The organism is Cupriavidus gilardii (genome assembly GCF_013347325.1).
Classification (GTDB): domain Bacteria; phylum Pseudomonadota; class Gammaproteobacteria; order Burkholderiales; family Burkholderiaceae; genus Cupriavidus; species Cupriavidus gilardii.
This window is the reverse complement of sequence record NZ_CP054624.1, coordinates 672,800-690,327: the sequence shown is the minus strand read 5'-3', so window position 1 is coordinate 690,327 and position 17,528 is coordinate 672,800. Positions and strand designations below refer to the sequence as shown.

Annotated in this window: 16 protein-coding genes; 8 read left to right on the top strand and 8 right to left on the bottom strand. The window is 68.1% G+C overall.

Going from position 1 to position 17,528, the window contains the following annotated elements; genetic code table 11:
* The first annotated feature begins 165 nt into the window (after positions 1-165).
* The 7 genes from FOB47_RS03270 (at position 166) to FOB47_RS03240 (ending at position 9,304) form a co-directional block, all read left to right on the top strand.
* Entirely contained in the window at positions 166-960 is a 795-nt protein-coding gene (locus FOB47_RS03270; RefSeq protein WP_244959273.1) for an alpha/beta fold hydrolase, read from the top strand.
* Positions 957-2,267 (top strand): iron-containing alcohol dehydrogenase, encoded by a 1,311-nt coding sequence (locus FOB47_RS03265; protein ID WP_174779938.1) that lies wholly within the window; start codon positions 957-959, stop codon positions 2,265-2,267. The genes FOB47_RS03270 and FOB47_RS03265 overlap by 4 nt, the downstream gene beginning before the upstream one ends.
* Before the next feature lie 182 nt (positions 2,268-2,449).
* Positions 2,450-3,829: an MFS transporter gene (locus FOB47_RS03260; protein WP_174779937.1), complete on the top strand. Its 1,380-nt coding sequence runs from the start codon at positions 2,450-2,452 to the stop codon at positions 3,827-3,829.
* 180 nt (positions 3,830-4,009) lie between these two features.
* Complete coding sequence (locus FOB47_RS03255) at positions 4,010-4,816, top strand: sterol desaturase family protein (RefSeq protein ID WP_174779936.1); 807 nt, start codon at positions 4,010-4,012, stop codon at positions 4,814-4,816.
* A gap of 190 nt (positions 4,817-5,006) precedes the next feature.
* A complete protein-coding gene (locus FOB47_RS03250) occupies positions 5,007-6,674 on the top strand; it encodes an MFS transporter (RefSeq protein WP_053824220.1) in 1,668 nt (555 codons plus the stop codon).
* A gap of 33 nt (positions 6,675-6,707) precedes the next feature.
* Positions 6,708-7,898, top strand: coding sequence for an HlyD family secretion protein (locus FOB47_RS03245; protein ID WP_244959272.1), 1,191 nt, complete (start codon positions 6,708-6,710; stop codon positions 7,896-7,898).
* Positions 7,895-9,304: an efflux transporter outer membrane subunit gene (locus FOB47_RS03240; RefSeq protein WP_244959271.1), complete on the top strand. Its 1,410-nt coding sequence runs from the start codon at positions 7,895-7,897 to the stop codon at positions 9,302-9,304. The genes FOB47_RS03245 and FOB47_RS03240 overlap by 4 nt, the downstream gene beginning before the upstream one ends.
* Positions 9,305-9,340: 36 nt before the next feature.
* Here FOB47_RS03240 and FOB47_RS03235 read toward each other — a convergent pair whose 3' ends face one another.
* From FOB47_RS03235 to FOB47_RS03205, 7 genes are all read right to left on the bottom strand, one after another.
* Positions 9,341-10,342 (bottom strand): Bug family tripartite tricarboxylate transporter substrate binding protein, encoded by a 1,002-nt coding sequence (locus tag FOB47_RS03235; protein ID WP_174780847.1) that lies wholly within the window; start codon positions 10,340-10,342, stop codon positions 9,341-9,343.
* 50 nt (positions 10,343-10,392) lie between these two features.
* Positions 10,393-11,187 (bottom strand): amidohydrolase family protein, encoded by a 795-nt coding sequence (locus FOB47_RS03230; RefSeq protein WP_174779935.1) that lies wholly within the window; start codon positions 11,185-11,187, stop codon positions 10,393-10,395.
* A gap of 34 nt (positions 11,188-11,221) precedes the next feature.
* Positions 11,222-12,157 (bottom strand): SMP-30/gluconolactonase/LRE family protein, encoded by a 936-nt coding sequence (locus FOB47_RS03225; RefSeq protein WP_174779934.1) that lies wholly within the window; start codon positions 12,155-12,157, stop codon positions 11,222-11,224.
* 37 nt (positions 12,158-12,194) lie between these two features.
* Positions 12,195-13,136: a Bug family tripartite tricarboxylate transporter substrate binding protein gene (locus FOB47_RS03220; RefSeq protein ID WP_053824223.1), complete on the bottom strand. Its 942-nt coding sequence runs from the start codon at positions 13,134-13,136 to the stop codon at positions 12,195-12,197.
* Between the two features lie 135 nt (positions 13,137-13,271).
* Positions 13,272-14,201, bottom strand: coding sequence for a hydroxyacid dehydrogenase (locus FOB47_RS03215; RefSeq protein ID WP_174779933.1), 930 nt, complete (start codon positions 14,199-14,201; stop codon positions 13,272-13,274).
* The gene (locus FOB47_RS03210; RefSeq protein WP_053824225.1) at positions 14,201-14,884 is read right to left on the bottom strand and encodes an RraA family protein; all 684 of its coding nucleotides are present in this window, start codon (positions 14,882-14,884) and stop codon (positions 14,201-14,203) included. The genes FOB47_RS03215 and FOB47_RS03210 overlap by 1 nt, the downstream gene beginning before the upstream one ends.
* A 90-nt stretch (positions 14,885-14,974) precedes the next feature.
* Complete coding sequence (locus FOB47_RS03205; RefSeq protein WP_174779932.1) at positions 14,975-15,958, bottom strand: tripartite tricarboxylate transporter substrate binding protein; 984 nt, start codon at positions 15,956-15,958, stop codon at positions 14,975-14,977.
* A gap of 99 nt (positions 15,959-16,057) precedes the next feature.
* Here FOB47_RS03205 and FOB47_RS03200 point away from each other — a divergent pair, with 99 nt between their 5' ends.
* The gene (locus FOB47_RS03200) at positions 16,058-16,816 is read left to right on the top strand and encodes an IclR family transcriptional regulator (RefSeq protein WP_151021889.1); all 759 of its coding nucleotides are present in this window, start codon (positions 16,058-16,060) and stop codon (positions 16,814-16,816) included.
* Between the two features lie 29 nt (positions 16,817-16,845).
* On the opposite strand, the gene pdeM is transcribed toward FOB47_RS03200, so the two are convergent.
* Positions 16,846-17,520, bottom strand: coding sequence for a ligase-associated DNA damage response endonuclease PdeM (gene pdeM, locus FOB47_RS03195; RefSeq protein ID WP_244959270.1), 675 nt, complete (start codon positions 17,518-17,520; stop codon positions 16,846-16,848).
* Positions 17,521-17,528 lie beyond the last annotated feature (8 nt).

The following is a 17,528-nucleotide window of genomic DNA, read 5'->3' as shown; positions in this document are numbered from 1 at the left end:
AGCCCTTTCAGCAAATGCTGAAAGTGGTGGTTTCAGTGAAAACCTGCATGGAGCCGATGCAGGCAGTCCACTGGCCTCCCTCCGCATGCCGACTGTCCGCTTGCCTTCCCGCCATTCCCTACACTACTATGATCCATCTAATATATTAGATGTACAGGAGACACCATGGCGGCAGACTCCATGGACGTGATCGAAGTCGGCAGCGGGCCGTTGTGCGTGGTGGCGCTGCACGGCATCCAGGGGACGCGGGCGGCGTGGTTGCCGGTGGCGCAGCGATTGAGCGCGCTCTGTACCTTCGTGCTGCCGAATCTGCAGGGACGAGGGGCGGCACCGCGGCCGGCGACGGCCGGCGGGTACACGTTGGAGCGCTATGCGGCCGCGGTACGCGAGGTCGGGGAACGGCATGCCGGTGGGCGTCGCTTCGTGCTGGCGGGATGGAGCATGGGGGTGTCGGTGGCGCTGCAGTACGCGGACCGTTACCGCGACGGCCGTGGCCAGGCACGCGCGCCGCTCGCGCTGTGGTTGCTGTCGGGCTCGCCTGCCCTGTGCGAAACGCGCTGGTTTCGCGCCGACGAAGGTGCGGCACTGCTGGATGAGATCGCCGCGCGCGAGCGTCGCCTGGGGTTGAGCGAGGCAGCCGACCACGCCGCCGTCGCGCTGACGTGGCAGGCGATCCGGCAGACCGATCAGCGGTCGCGCCTGGCTACGCTGCCGATGCCGGCCCTGGTCATCCATGGCCGCGATGACGACGACTGCCCCTGGTCCCATGCGCAGGCGCTGGCCAATGGATTGCCCGCCGGCCGTCTGGCCACCATCGAAGGAGCCGGCCATGGCCTGCTGACCGGCCATGCGGATGCGGTTTGCGAGTTCGCCTCGCCGTGGCTGCGACAGCTCGCCGACTCGATCCACACGGCGGGCACGCCCCTCCCCTCTTCGTCCATCCCCCTGGAGCTGCCATGAGAATCGAAGACCTGGTCTACTTCTGCGCGCCGGCGCGTCTGATCGTCGGCGCCGGTACGCGCGCGCAATTGCCCGCGCTGCTGCAGCGGCTCGGCCATCGTCACGGCGTGCTGGTCACCGACACCTTTTTCACCGAGCGCACGCCGTGGGTCGCCGAATACGTCGAGGCCGCGCGTGCGGCTGGCATCGACACGGTGGTCTACGACGGCGGCATGCCGGACCCGAGCACGACGCTGTGCGACGAGGCCACGCTGGCGCTGCGCGCGCGGCTCGGTGGCCGTGTTCCCGATCATCTGGTCGCGCTGGGCGGCGGCAGCAATATCGACCTTGCCAAGGCCTTGAGCCTGACGCTGCTGGAAGGCCGGCCTGTGCGCGAGTTCGCCGGTGCGTTGTCCGCCGGCACGCGCTCGATACCGCTGATCGCGCTGCCGACCACGTCCGGCACCGGTTCCGAGGCGACCCCCGGCGCGATCCTCGTCGACCCCGACAACGCGACCAAGATCGCGGTGATGGACAACGCGCTGCGTCCGCAGATCGCGCTGATCGATCCCGAGTTCACCTACACCTGCCCGCCACGCGTGACGGCGGATGCCGGCATCGATGCGCTGACGCATGCGATCGAGTCGTACCTGACCGTCGACAGCGTGTCTTACCCGCGGCAAGGCAACGCCGATCCCGGCTACAGCGGCCGCTCGGCGCTGACGTTGCTGTTCGCCCGCGAGTCGATCGCGCTGTGCAGCCGCTACCTGCTGCGCGCCTATCGGGACAGCGGCAACGTCGGCGACACGGGCCACGGTGCTGCCGGCAGCCGCGATATCGAAGCGCGAATCGGCATGTCCTATGCCAGCCTCTACGCCGCGTTGTCCTACGGCAGCGCCGGCCTGAATGCGGTGCATGGCATCGCCTATGCCGTCGCGGGCCTGACCCACCGCTCGCACGGCAGTACCAATGCGGTGATGCTGCCCTATGTGCTGGACGCGCTGCGCACCACGCGCGGCGCCGATCTGCTGGCGCTCGCGCCGTTGTTCGGTGTCGACGCGGACAGCGACGCCGAGCGCATCGCCGGCGTGCCGCTGGCCGTGCGCAATTTGATCGACGCGCTCGACATCCCGTCGAACCTGCAGGCCTTCGGCGTCCCGCGCGACGCGTTGCCCGCTCTGACGCGCGACGCATTGGGCGTCACCCGGTTGGCACAGGCGTTTCCAGTCGACGACGTGCCGGGTACTTATGCGCGGGTGATCGAGCATGCGTGGCGCGGCCAACTCGCCGCCCATCGAGCGGCTCCGACCTCGCGCCGGGTGGCCTAGGGCAAATCCCGAGCGGCGCCCGGCAGGCCGCGTCCAATAACGCTTTCCGGCTGAAAACACGGCCTTCCCGGCGCCATCCCGGCACATCCGCGGCCGCACGCAGCTTGCATACCCATCGCATCCATCTAATATATTAGCCAGGCCGCCGACAGGCGGCCCCACGACAACGACAGGAGACAACCATGGACATGTCGGCAGGCAGTGTGGCGCTGACCCCCGGAGTCGCGGCGCGGCTCGAGCGCCTTCCCATGACCCGCTATCAACGCACCTTGTTCGGCATCATCGCGACCGCCTGGTTCTTCGATTCGATGGACCTCGGCATGATGACCTTCGTGCTCGGCTCGATCAAAGCCGAATTCGGCCTGAGCGCGGCGCAGACCGGCCTGCTTGCCAGTTCCAGCTTTCTGGGCATGTTTGCCGGCGCCGCCGTGGCCGGCATGCTGGCCGACCGCTTCGGCCGCAAGCCGGTGTTCCAGGTCAGCATGATCTTCTGGGGCGTGGGCAGCCTGATGTGCGGGCTGGCGGACAGCGTGACCTCGCTGATGCTGTATCGCGTGCTGCTCGGCTTCGGCATGGGCATGGAGTTTCCGATCGGACTGTCGATGGTGTCGGAGATCGTGCCGGCCAGGAGCCGCGGCAAGTATGTCGCGATCCTCGAGGGCTTCTGGCCGATCGGCTTTATCGCCGCTGGATTGCTGGCCTACCTGACCTTGCCGGTGATCGGCTGGCGCGGCATCTTCATCGCGATGGCGCTGCCGGCGGCGTTCGTCTTCGTGGTGCGCCGGATGGTGCCGGAATCCCCGCGCTGGCTCGAGGGAGCGGGACGGCAGCGCGAAGCCGAGGCGGTGATGGCCGGCATCGAGGCACGCGTGGAGCGTGCCAGCGGCAAGCCGTTGCCCGCCGTCCAGCAGGGCTTTGCGCCGGCCGCGGTCCACGATCGAAAGACGATGTTCGGCGAGCTGTGGAAAGGCCCGTACGCCAGGCGCACCGTGATGCTGTGGGGCGTGTGGTTTTTCGCGCTGCTCGGCTACTACGGCCTGACCACGTGGCTCGGCGCGCTGCTGCAACAGGCCGGCTACGCGGTGACCAAGTCGGTGCTGTACACCGTCTATATCTCGCTGGCCGGTATTCCCGGCTTCATCTTCTCGGCGTGGTTGCTCGAGAAATGGGGGCGCAAGCCAACCTGTGCGTTGATGCTGCTCGGCAGCGCCGCGTCCGCCTATCTGTACGGACAGGCCGCGGTGCTGAAGCTGCCGGTCGAACAACTGATCGCCGCCGGCCTGTGCATGCAGTTCTTCCTGTTCGGCATGTGGTCGGTGCTGTATGCCTACACGCCCGAGCTGTATCCGACGCGCTCGCGTGCCACCGGTTCCGGCTTCGCCTCGTCGATCGGCCGCATCGGCTCGCTGGTCGGCCCCTATCTGGTCGGCGTGCTGCTGCCCGTCACGGGCCAGGGCGGCATCTTCACGCTGGGCGCGTTGTCGTTCGCGATCGCCGCGATCGCCGTGCTGTGGCTCGGCATCGAAACCAAGGGCCGGTGCCTGGAGGAAGTGTCGAGATGACCGGCCCGCCATGTCGTTCCGCGGGCAGGCGGGACGACAGAACGTCGACGGCCCTCGCTTGCGAGGGCCGTTTGCTTGATGGGCGCGGCACGGCCGATCGACACAAATCGTTTGACACCTCGCCATATACCACTAATATATTAGTACGATGTCAGTTCGGCATAGACAGGAGACAACATCATGATGAGCGAACGCCAACGCAAATTTCGCGAGCAATACCAGGCCGATATCAGCCCGCTGTACAACGGCCTGCTGCATATCGGCGTGATCTTCGCCGCCGGCATCGCGGCGCTCTATTACTGCGCGACGCGGCTGGAGAACGCAACCTGGGAGTGGCTGCTGGTGCTGCCGGTCTTTCTCGCCGGCAATCTGGTCGAATGGTTCATGCACAAGTACGTGATGCACCGGCGCATCGACGTGTTTGCGCTGCGCGCCATCTACGAGCGGCACACACGCCAGCATCACCAGTACTTCACCGACAACGAACCCACGATCGACACCACGCGCGAATTCCGCATCGTGTTCTTCCCCTGGCGCGTGCTGATCACGCTGGGCGTCGGCGGCGGTCTGCTCGGCTATCTGGCCTATCTGCTGATCAATGCCAACGCCGCCTATATCGTCTTCATGACGATGGTCGGGCACTACCTGGTCTACGAGGTCTTCCACTACTGCTGCCATGTCCACGACAACTGGTTCGTGCGCAACATGCCGTTCATCAACACCATTCGCCGGCACCATACCGCGCACCACAACCAGGGAATCATGATGCACTACAACATGAACCTGACCTTCCCGATCGCCGACTGGCTGATGGGCACCAGCGATCTGCGCCGCGGCCTGCTCGGCCACCTGTTCAACGGCTACAGCGAGGACCATATCAAGGAGGAACTGAAGCCGATCATCCGCAAGTTCCGTCACGACGATTCGCGCGTGACGCTCGATGGTCCGCAACTGACGGAAGACGAACGGCGCGCCATGGCCTCCTGACAGCGGACCGCCTTCCATCGATCGATGGCCGGGATCGACGTCCCGGCCATTGTCTTCGATGGCCGACCGGATCGGACTGCGTTCCGTCCCTGCTTGCCCCGACAGCAAACGACGGCTTGACACTTCAGCCCGGCAGCGGCAATCATCGATCCCGCCGGACCTTCGCTGAACCCGCTTCCCCGTCATGCCAATGGGCGCTGCCACGGCCGAATACCAGTTCAAGCCGCACGAGCGGCCCACCATTCCGGGCTCTCCCGCGACGCCTGATCATCCGATGCCACGGCGCATCGGCTATTTCTGTGTCGGCGTGCTGATCGGCCTGACCGGCGGCTTCGGCAACGCGCTGGTGATCGCCAACCTGAACAATATCCAGGGCGTGTTCGGTCTCTACAGCGACCAGGCGGCGTGGCTGTCGACGGTCTACGTGATGACCAACGTCTGCGCCAGCATGCTGCTGATCAAGTTCCGGCAGCAGTACGGCCTGCAGCATTTCGCGCGGCTGTTCCTGCTCGGCTACGTCGTCATCACGCTTGCCCACATCTTCGTCCATACCTTCGAGACCGCGTTGCTGGTCCGCGCGGCCAATGGCATCGCGGCGAGCGGACTGAGCACGCTGGCGCTGTACTACATGATCCAGTCGATGCCGGCGGCGCACCGGCTCAAGGCGATCGTGCTGGGCATCGGCGTGCCGCAACTGGCCACGCCGCTGGCCCGCGTCCTCACCTCCGGCATGCTGGAGGCCGGCAACTGGAAGGCGCTGTACCTGTTCGAGCTCGGTCTCGCGCTGCTGTCGCTGGTCGCGGTGGGCCTGCTGCGGCTGCCGCCCAGCGAGCGCATCCGCGCCTTCGAGAAGCTCGATTTCTTGACGTTCGCGCTGTTCGCGCCCGGCATGGCGCTGTTGTGCGCGGTGCTGAGCCAGGGCCGCATCCTGTGGTGGACCGAGGCCGCCTGGCTCGGCTATGCGCTGTGCGGAGCGGTGGCGCTGATCACCGCGGCCCTGTGGATCGAGCATAACCGTGCCAACCCGCTGCTGAACACACGCTGGCTGGGCAGCCGCGCGATGCTGCGCTTTGCGCTGGTGGCGATCGCCGTGCGCGTGCTGCTGTCGGAGCAGGCCTACGGCGCGGTCGGGTTGCTGACCGCGCTGGGCATGGGCAACGACCAGCTGGTGCCGCTGTACGTCGTCGTTTCGCTGGCGACCATCGCGGGCCTGGCGGTCAGCGCGCTGACGGTCAATCCGCTGAATCTCGAGCGGCCGATCCGCATCTCCCTGCTGCTGATCGCGATCGGCGCCTTCATGGATGCGCACTCCAACAATCTGACGCGGCCGGCCAACATGTATTTCAGCCAGGCGCTGATCGCCTTCGCCGCGGTCTATTTCATGGGGCCGACGCTGCTGATCGGCATGCTACGCGCGCTGTCCAGGGGCATGAGCCATATCGTCAGCTTCTCGGCGCTGTTCGGCATCACGCAAGCGCTGGGCGGTCTCGCCGGCTCGGCGCTGCTCGGCACCTTTCAGATCCATCGCGAGAAATTCCATTCGCACTCGCTGGTGCAGTCGATCACGCTGACCGACCCGCTCGATGCAGCCCGCATCCAGGCGCTGGGCGGCGCCTACGGACGCGTGCTGACCGATCCCGCGCTGCGGCAGGCCGAGGGTTCGGCGCTGCTGGCCCAGCAGGTCACGCGCGAGGCCAATGTACTGGCGTTCAACGACGTGTTCCTGACGATCGGCATCATCGCGTCCGCGACCTTCGCCTGGCTGCTGGCGCTCTATATCCGCGATCGTATTCGTGGCCACAATCCGATGGCCGAGCCGCTGGAAGCGATGGCCAGAATGCGGCAGCGCCAGCAATAGCATCGACAACAAGAACAACATCTGGAGCCACCGGTGACCGACCCAACGCCGCGCCGCGAACCCGGCCCCGCCCCTTCCGCGCACGGGACCGGGCAGACGGATTCGCACGAGCGCCTGCAGGATCCCGTCGAGGTCCCCCAACAGGCCTCGGCCCCGCCGACCGGCTGGTCGCCGCCCAAGGGCACGCGGCGGGCCACGATCATCGTCGTCGCGATCGCGCTCGTCAGCATCCTGATCATCCTGTACGCGTGGGGACTGCCGCCCTTCACGCGCGTGATCCAGGGCACCGACAACGCCTATGTGCGCGGGCAGACGACCGTGATCAGCCCGCAGGTCAGCGGTTATGTCACCGATGTTCCGGTGCGCGACTTCCAGCAGGTCAAGGCGGGACAGGTGCTGCTCAAGATCGACGACCGCATCTATCGCCAGCGGGTCGATCAGGCCCGCGCGAACCTCGACACGCAGATCGCCAACCTGAACAACACCGACCAGACGCGCCGCTCGCGCGAAGCGACGGTGCTGGCGCAGCAGGCGAGCCTTGCCAACGCGCAGGCGCAATTGCTGCGGGCGCAGGCCGATATGCGGCGCGTCGACGAGCTGGTGGCGGACGGCTCGGTGTCGCTGCGCGAACGCGACCAGACCCGCGCCGCATTGCGGCAGGCCGAGGCGGCGGTGCGCCAGGCCCGCGCCGCCACCGAGATTGCCCGTCAGGACGTGCAGGCCGTCGCGGTCAGCCGCGAGGGGCTGCAGGCGGCAGTCGAAGCGGCGCGCGCGGCGTTGAAGCTGGCCGAGATCGACCTGGCCAATACCGTGCTGCGTGCCCCGCAGGACGGGCAGCTGAGCCAGATCGGCGCGCGCCTGGGCCAGTACGTCACGGCCGGCACGCAGGCCATGTTCCTGGTGCCGCCGACGTTGTGGGTGATCGCCAACTACAAGGAGGCACAGACCTCGCACATGGTGCCGGGCCAGCCCGCGAGCTTCCGCGTCGACGGGCTCGACGATGCCCGGCTGACCGGCCGCGTCGAACAGCTGGCGCCCGCCGCGGGTTCGGAGTTCGCGGTGATCCAGCCGGACAACGCGACCGGCAACTTCGTCAAGGTCGCGCAACGGATCTCGGTGCGTATCGCCATCGACCCGGACCAGCCTCTCGCGGCGCGGCTGCGGCCCGGCATGTCGGTGCGGGTCGAGGTCGATACGCGGGGAGCGGAGTCCCGCACGCGATGACGGCCCCCACCCGCCTCCCGCGTATTCGGGCATCGTTGCGCATGGCGCTGTGCGCCGCGGCACTGCCGCTGCTGTTCGCGTGCATGGGCCCGCGGCCCCAGCCGCCGGCCGGCGCTGCGCTGACGCCGCCGCCCGCATGGCGCGTCGACCCGGGTCCCAGCGCGCCGCTCGAGCGAGACTGGTGGCGCCGCTACGGCGACCCGGTGCTGGCGCAGTTGGTCGAGCGCGCGCTGGCCAGCAATGCCGATCTCGGCATCGCCGCGGCCCGCGTCGCCGAAGCGCGCGCGCAGCAGCGGCTGGCGCGGGCCCAGTTCCTGCCGACGCTCGACGCCACCGCGACCGGCGGGCGCTCGCGCAGCCTCAATGCGCTCGGAAGGGAATCGATCTCGAATTCATTCGAGCCGCAGTTCCAGGCCGCCTATGAGGTCGATCTGTTCGGGCGCCTGGCCGACCAGTCGACGGCGGCGCGCGCCGGCACGCAGGCCAGCGAAGCGGCGCACGACGCGGCGGTGCTGTCGGTCGCAGCGGCCACGGCGCGCGCCTATCTGACGCTGCGCGCGCTCGATGCCCAGCTTGCCGTGGTACGCCAGACGCTGGCCGCCCGCGAGGATGCCTTGCGGCTGGCGCGGCGCCGTGCCGATGCCGGCTACACCTCGCAACTCGAGTTCGCGCAAGCGCGCGCCGAGTACGAATCGACCGCGCAGGCGGTGCCCCAGGCCGAGCTGGCCGTCGCCCGCCAGGAGAACGCCTTGCTGCTGCTGATCGGCGAGTCGCCATCGGGAGAGATTGCGCGGGGCGCCGCGCTGTCCGTGCTGCGGCCCCCGCCGATCCCCGACGGCCTGCCCGCCGACCTGCTGCGGCGGCGGCCCGATATCGCGCAGGCCGAATTCCAGCTGGCCGCGAGCGATGCCAATCTGAGCGCCGCGCGCAAGGCCTTCCTGCCGCGGCTGCATCTGTCGGGATCGGCCGGCCTGCTGTATGCGAGCGGCGTCGCCAGCCCGGTCCGCATCTGGTCGCTCGGCGGCAGCGTCCTGGCACCGTTGTTCGAGGGCGGGCGCATCGAGGCCGGCGCCCAGGTCGCCACGGCCCAGCGCGATCAGGCGGCCTTCGCCTATCGCCGCACCGCGCTGACCGCCTTTCGCGAGGTCAACGACAACCTCGCGGCGCTGCGCCAGCTGGAGGCGCAGGTGCTGCATCTGGGCCAGCAGCGCGATGCCCTCGCGGCCGCGCTGCGCCACGCGACCAACCGCTATCGCGCCGGCTACTCGCCGTATCTGGAGCAGCTCGATGCGCAGCGCGGACTGCTGAGCGCGGAGCTGAGCCTGATCCAGGCACAGGCGGACTGGCTCAATGCCAGCGTGGCGTTGTACCAGGCGATGGGTGGCGGCTGGTCGCGCACCGAGTGAGGGTCGATCAGGGGTCGATTGATCGCCGGTCCGACCTCATTCCAGAACAACGCCAGCCGCCTTCCCGACCCGGCTCCACTTGTCGATGTCCGCCTTCTGGAAGTCGGCAAGCCGCTGCGGCGTGCCGCCCACTACGTTGATGCCGAGCCGATCCAGTTGCGCCACGACCTCCGGGTCCTTCAGCGCACGGTTGATCTCGGTGTTCAGCCGCAGCACCACCGCGGACGGCGTCCCCGCCGGCGCGAAGATTCCCTGCCAATGCTCCGCCTCGAAGTCGGGCACGCCGGCCTCGGCCATGGTCGGCACCGCGGGCAGGTTGGCGACGCGCGCCTTGGTCGCCACGGCCAGGGCCCGCAGCTTGCCGGACTGCACCAGCGGCAGAATGGGCGCCGTCGGTGCGAACATGAAGTCGACATGCCCGGCCATCACGTCCTGGATCGCCGGAATATCGCCCTTGTACGGCACGTGGGTGATGTTCAGCTTCTGCTGCTCCTTCAGCAGCTCGGCCGACATCTGCAGGATCGTGCCGGTACCGCCGGAGGCATAGCTCAGTTTGCCCGGCTGCTTGCGCGCGGCGGCAAGCAGGCTGGCGACATCGCGATACGGGCTGTCGGCCCCGACCACCAGCACGCTCGGAATCGTGCCCACCAGAGCGATCGGCGTGAATCCCTTGACGGCATCGTACGTTGGCCGTGGGTTCAACGCGGGCCCGATGGCATGGGACGCCGTCGATGCGCCGAGCAGCGTATAGCCATCGGGCTGTGCCCGCGCAACGAAGGCCGAGCCGATGGCCCCGGTGGCACCCGGCTTGTTCTCGACGACGACGGTGGTCTGCAACGCCTTGCCGAGCTTCTGCGCAACCAGCCGCGCGATGATGTCGGTGGTCCCGCCGGCCGGATAGGGAACGACATAGGTAATCGGCTTGCTCGGCCAGTCGGATTGCGCCGAGGCTGACAGCGGTGCGCCGACGGATGCGGCAAGCATCGCGAAGGCCAGCGACGAGCAAAGGTGCCGGCGGATGCCGCGGTTCCCTGCCATAAGGGTCTCCTGTTCTGTCTTGTTCATGTTGTTGATGTCGTTGATGTTCTTCACGATCGACCGAAGCCGTATAGCTGTCGCGGGTTGTCGGCCAGAATCTGCCGGCAGACGGCCTCGTTGCCGCACCAGTCTCGAAACAGCGCGAGCATCGCCGCATCGTCGATCGGCGCGGCACCGGCCGCGCGCAGCGTCGGGTGTGGCCAGTCCGAGCCCCAGACCATCCGCTGCGGCGCCAGCGCGATGTACCGCGATGCCAGTTCGGCGACGTCGCGATAGTGCGGTGGACCATCGCGCGACTCGATATAGGGGGCCGACAGCTTGACCCATGCCTTGCCGGCCTGAATCAGATCGGCAATCACGCCGTAGCCGCGCTCGGCCTCCGCGGTGCCGAACGGCAAATGGCCGTAGTGATCGAACACCATCGGCACCGGCAGCCGCCGCAGCGTCGTGGCCATATCGGGCAGCCACCCCGCCGGCAGATTGAGCTGCACGTGCCAGCCCAAGGGCGCGATGCGCGCGGCCAGCGCCGGCAACGCACCGGCATCGACCGGCCCCGGCATCGTCAGGTTGAAACGGATCCCACGGATGCCGCCTCGATGCAGCCGGTCCAGCTCGGCATCGTCCACGTCCGCGCCGACGACGGCCACGCCGCGGGCTTCCGCGCCCAATTGCGCAATTGCATCCAGCGTGCAGCGGTTGTCGCTGCCGTAGGTCGACGGTGTCACGACGACCGTCCGCGTCGTACCCTGTGCTCGCTGCACGATCCGATACGCCGCCACGGTGGCGTCCGGCGGCCGCAGCGTCGCACCGGCGGCGACCGGGTAGCGACGGTCGTAGACGTGCATGTGGCAATCGCAAGCGTGCGCCAACGCGGCGCCCTCACCTGCCATACCGGCCGCTCCCCGCGCCATGCACCGGCGCGCCGCCCTGCGGCATTTCGATCCGCAGGATCGAGCTGGAGGTCGATTCGGTCATGAACAGCGTGCTGCCATCGTCGCCGCCGAAGCAGGCATTGGTCAGCGATGTCCCGGCGGGGCTGCGGATCACCTCTACCGGCTCGGCGCGCGGGTTCAGCACCCACAGATAGCCCAAGCCGGGATTGGCGACGAGCAGATGACCGTCGGCACGCATCACCAGGCCATCCGGGCCGCTGGGCCCGTAGCTCGTGAAGAACTGGCCGACCTTGCTGACCGAACCGTCGGCCTGCAGCGGAACGCGCCAGACGCAGTTGCCCCGCGTCATGGCGACGAACAGCACGGTTTCGTCCGCCGACAGCACCAGTCCGTTCGGGCTCGGCGCGTTGGAGATCAGCACGTCGAGTTTGCCGTCCGGCGCCAGCCGATAGACGCGGCCGGTCGGATCGTGCATGCCGGTCTGCCCCTGGTCGGTAAAGTACAGATTGCCGCGCGAGTCGAAGGTCAGGTCGTTGACGCCGCGGAAGCGCTCGCTGTTGCGCCGCTCCAGCCACGGCCGCACGGTGCCCGAGCGGGCATCGAGCAGCATCAGCCCGTTGCGGTAGTCGGTGATCAGGAACGCATCGCCACCGAGCCACTTCATGCCGTTCGGTTCGCCGTCGTACTGCGCGACCAGTTCCCAATCGCCCCGTGGCGAAATCCGGAAGATCCGGCCGAACGGGATGTCGGTGACCCACAGGCAGCCGTTGGCCCAAACCGGCCCTTCGAGGAAGGCGTCGATCGCGGCGCCGCCGCGATTGGCGCGCGCCCAATCGGAGACAACGCCCCGGCATCGCAGGACATCGGGAAGCGACGTGAAGACTTCGGCATCGCGCAGCGCAGGTTGGGTCAGTAACAGCATCGGTTCGGCTCCCTGTTATCCGTCGGCCCGCGCCGGCTCATTGCTTCTCGATGTTGGCACGCTGCGCCACCGTCGCCCATTGCGCGGTCTCGCGCTGGATCAGGCTGGCAAAGCCGGCGGTGTCGAGATTGCCTGGCTGAGAACCCATATTGGCGAGAAACGCCTTGATGTCCGGCGTGCTGAGCGCCTGGTGAACTGCCTTCTGCAACGTCTGCACGACTTCGGGCGGCGTCCCCTTCGGCGCGGCCAGCCCCGACCAGTTGAACTGGCTGAAGCCCGGCACGCCGCCCTCGGCGAAAGTCGGCACATCGGGCAGCGCTGCCGCCCGCTGCTTGCCGCTGATCGCGAGCAGGCGGATCTGCTTGCCCTTGACCTGCGACAGCACGCTGGGCGTCGACAGCACCAGCACGTCGATGTTGCCCGACAACAGCCCGACCATGGCGTCTCCGGCGCCCTTGTACGGTACATGCCTCAGCTGGATGCCGGCGGCCTGCTGGAACGCCTCGGTCGCGAAGTGCGGCGCGCTGCCGGCCCCACCGGAGCCGAACGTCACGGTATCCGGGTGCGCCCGCGCGTGGGCGACCAGCGCGGCCAGGTCCTTGAAGCGGGAATCCGCCTTGACGCCAAGCACCACCGGAGAGAACGCAAACGGTGCGATCGGCACCAGCGCGGACTGATGATCCCAATTCAGCTTGCGGAACACGTAAGGCAGCGTCGTGTACGAATTATCGTTGGCGAGCAGCGTATAGCCGTCGGCCGGCGCATTGACGACCGTGCCGGTGCCGATGGTGCCCGAAGCGCCGGGCTTGTTCTCGACGACGAAGCTCTGGCCGAGTTGGACCGACAGTTGCTGCGCCACCTTGCGCGTCACGACGTCGACCGCTCCACCGGGCGGGTTGGGCACGATGATGCGGACGGGCTTGTCGGGATAGGCTGCAAGCGCGGCGCCGGCGCTGGTCAGGGTCGTGGCCAGCAGCATGGTGCGGCCGATAGCGGCTGCGGCGGCAGCCAAGCGGTAAGTGGTTTTCACAGTTGTCTCCATAACGCGGTTGGCCGCGGCGATCTTGTGTCGCGGCTGGCGCGGCGCGATGGCGGCGCCAGCGGCAAGAAGTCCTCAGGTGGCGACCGTGGCCTCCAGCACGTCCAGTACGTTGCGCGCGGCACCGATGCCCATCTTCACGTAGGCGGCATCGCTGACCCCGCCGATGTGCGGCGACAGAATCAGTTGCGGCACGTCGCGGAACGGATGAGATGACGGCAACGGTTCTGTTTCGAAGCTGTCGAGCCCGGCCGCATACAGCTTGCCGGACGCCATCGCCTCGACCAGCGCCGCCTCGTCGATCAGTCCGCCGCGCGCCGTATTGACGAGGATCGCGCCATCCTTGAAGGTGGCCAGCGTTCCGCGATCGAGCATCCGGCGGTTCTCGTCCGTCAGCGGGCAATGCAGCGACACCACGTCGGCGTTGCGATAGAGCACCGGCAGTTCCACCAGTTCGACGCCCTCCGGCACCGCGCGGGCAAAGGGATCGAAGGCGAGCACGCGCATGCCCATTGCCTGCCCGATGACCGCCACGCGGCGGCCAATCTCGCCGAGGCCGACGATACCCAGCGTGCGGCCGGACAGCTCGATCGTCTTGTGGGTGGCCTTGTCCCAGTGCCCGGCCCGCATCCTGTCATGCAGTTGCGGTACGGACTTGGCACAGGCAAGGATCAGCGCCCAGGCATGTTCGGCGACGGCCGCCGCGTTCGCGCCGACCGCGGCCTTCACCGCGATCCCGCGCTTGGCGGCTGCCGCCTGGTCGATCACATCGATGCCGCTGCCATGCTTGGAAATGACCTTCAGCGCCGGGGCGGCGTCCATGATGTCGGCCCCCACCTTGCCGTAGCGGACGATGATGCCGGCCGGATTGATCTGCCGGGCCAGCGCCACGAGATCGTCGGGCTGCGGCGCCTTGCCGGCGAACACGACGTCGTAGTCGCGCAGCAGGTCCAGCGCCGGCTGCGCGAGATCGGCGGCGGTGACCAGAATGACGGAGCGGGTCATTACAGCACCTCCCCTTCCTTCAGCACGCCCGCGGTCACCAGCGCGGCGGCCAGCCACGGCGCATTGGTATTGCCCTCGCGAATCTGCGCAATCCGGCGGGCCTCGGCCTCTTCCTTGTGCGCGGCCAGCGGCAGCAGCGACTCGATCTTCTCGCGCTCGACCACCACCAGGCCATCGGCGTCGCCGCTGACGAAGTCGCCCGGATTCACGGTGACGCCGCCGATCGAGACCGGGTGGCCGATGCGGCCGGCCACTTCCTTGGTCGGACCGTTGGGATTGGTGCCAACCGAGAACACCGGGAAATCGAGCGCCTCGATCTCGAGGCTGTCCCGCACCGCGCCATCCATCACCACGCCGGCAAGACCGCGCTGCCGCGCCGCGTTCATCATGATCGCGCCCATCAGCGCCGAGGTCTGGTCGCCCTTCCCGTCGATGACCAGCACATCGCCGGGCTGCGCCAGTGCCAGCGCCGCGTGAATCATCAGGTTGTCGCCGGGCCGCACTTCCACGGTAAATGCGGGGCCGGCCAGCTTCATCTGCGGACGCAGAGGCTTGATGCGGCCGTGCACCGCACCGCGGCGACCCGCGACGTCGGCAAGGATGGCGGGTTGAAATCGGGCGGCGCGCGCGACGATATCGGGCGACACGCGCTCGAACGACTTCAGGATGTTGGGCAGGGCCATGGTGCTACTCCGTGAGGCAGAAAGGGTGGGATGAAATCGGATGGAATCGGATCGATCGAATGGCGACGGCGGGCGGGATGACCGGAGACGTCAATCCAGCGTGATTCCGGACGCCTTGACGACCGCCGCCCAGCGCGCGATGTCCTGACGGATCAGCGCGCCGAATTGATCGGGCGTACCGCTGAGAACGGTTGCACCCTGGTCGTTCAGCTTCTTCTTCAGCTCCGCCGCTTGCAGCGCCTTGTTGAACTCCGAATTCAGGCGCACGACGATGTCCTTGGGCGTAGCGGCCGGGGCCACGAAACCGAACCAGGTCGAGGCCTCGAAGCCTTTCACGTTGGATTCGGCGAAGGTCGTCACTTGCGGCAGGTCCGCGACGCGGCCGGTCGACGTAACGGCCAGCGCGCGCAGCTTGCCGTTGCGGATATGGCCGAGCAGGCTTGGCACCGAGGCCATGTACAGGTCGACCTGGCCGCCGATCAGATCGTTGACCGCCTGCGACGCGCCCTTGTACGGGATATGGGTCAGCTCGATGCCAGCCGTTTTCTGGAACAGCTCGCCGGCGAGGTGTGCCACGGTGCCGTTGCCCGGCGAGGCGAAATTGATTGCCGATGGCTTGGCACGCGAGGCGCTGATGACTTCGCCCAGGGTCTTGTAGGGCGAGGTCGTCGACGTCGCCAGCACCAGCGGCGCGCTGGCCACCAGCGCAATCGGCGCGAGGTCGGTCATCGGCTTGTAGGGAAGGCGCGGATAAAGCGTGGCGTTGATCGCCAGATTGCTGGTCTGGCCCAGCCCGATCGTGTAGCCATCGGGCGCCGCCTTGGCCACGGCATCGATGCCAAGGTTGCCGCCCGAGCCGGGCTTGTTCTCGACGACGAAGGTCCATCCGGTCGACAGCGCCACCCGGTTCGCGACCTCGCGGGCAATGATGTCGGTCCCGCCGCCCGCGGGAAACGGCACGACGACCCGGATCGGCTTGGCGGGATAGCCGGGAGCGGCGGCGGCAGCGGTGGAAGTGACGAACGCGGTTGCCAGGCAGATGGCGGCGATCGGTAAGCGGCAGGGCCCTTGCATGGTTGTCTCCGTATGGTTTTGATGCATTGTGTTGCGTCGTTTCACCTCATACAATGCCGTTGCATTGTGCAAAACGCACTTCATTTCAGAGGGGACGCGATGAAGGGCTCCGCGGAGCGCGACGACGACGACGCCCGGGGCGGCGTGACGGCCGTCTCGCGGGCGTTGATGGTGCTGGAAGCGTTTGGCGTCAACGACGCCGATCTGCCGCTGGCCGAGATCAGCCGGCGCACCGGAATCCACAAGACCACCGTGCTGCGCCTTGCCAGAACGCTGGCCGCGCACAACTACCTGGTGCAGAAGGAGGACGGAAACTGGCGACTGGGGCGCGCGGCCGGCTGGCTCGGCGCCTGCTATCAGGCCACGTTCAACGTGCAGGAAGTGGTCGAGCCGGTACTGCGCGAACTGTCGCGCAAGACCGGCGAAAGCGCGTCCTTCTACGTGCGGGAGGGCGACGAACGGGCCTGCCTGCTGCGCGTCGAAGGGCCGCAGGCCATCCGGCACCATGTGCGGATCGGTTCCACGCTGCCGCTGGACAAGGGCGCGCCGGGCCGCGTGATCCTGGCCTTCTCCGGGGCGTCAGGCCGGCCGTACGAAGCCATCCGGCAGCGGGGCTTTCATCTTTCGATGGGCGAACGCGAGCCCGAGGTGTCCAGCGTGGCGGCGCCGGTGTTCGGGCTGCACTGGCGGCTGCTCGGCTCGATCTGCATCTCCGGCCCGACCTCCCGGCTGACGGAGGCCCGGCTGCTGAAGATGGCCAAGACCGTGGTGGAGGCGGCGAACCGGCTCTCCTATGCGATGGCGGGAAGCCAGCGGCCGGCGCCGCGCATCGACGCGCCGGCCACCTGGCACCCATGAGGCCGATCTCGACGCCTTCTTCCGCTACGCTAGCGCGCCGGCACCGTCCAGACCCGGCCGTCGCCGACGACATAGAGGCGCCGGTCCGGCGCCCGACTGACCGGCGCATGGCCGGTAAAGGCGCCGAACGCCGGCAGGATGCCGGCATGCGCATCGAAGACGAAGCAAGGCAGCCGGACCGAATCGGACCCGGCGCGCAGCGTATAGGCCGGATGCAGGTGCCCGGCCAGTTCGTAGCCGCCGTTTGCCGCGCCCGGCAGGTGGCACAGCGCGAACGGGCCGCGCCGCCACGGTTCGCTGACCACCGCGATATCGAGCGAGGACGGCGGGTCGCCGGCGCGCGCATCGTGATTGCCGCGTACCAGCGTGCAGCGCAGCGTCGATGGCAACCCACGGCGCCAATCCGCAAGGGCCGCCAGCACCGCCGGCGTGCGGCTCGCGCGGGCATGAAGGAAATCGCCAAGAAAGACCAGCTCGCGCGCGGGATAGCGCGCCGCCAGCTCCGCCAGCCGTGCCAGGTTGTCGCGCGTGGTGCCGGCGGGCACCGGCTGACCCAGCGCGCGATAGGCGGCAGCCTTGCCGAAATGGACGTCGGCCACCAGCAGCATCGCGGCGGCCGGCCACCAGAGCGCGCGCTCGGGCAGCAGCCACAGCGTCTCGCCGGCGACCTCCACCTGCCGTGCGGACGAAGAAGCGGATGACATCGGCACGC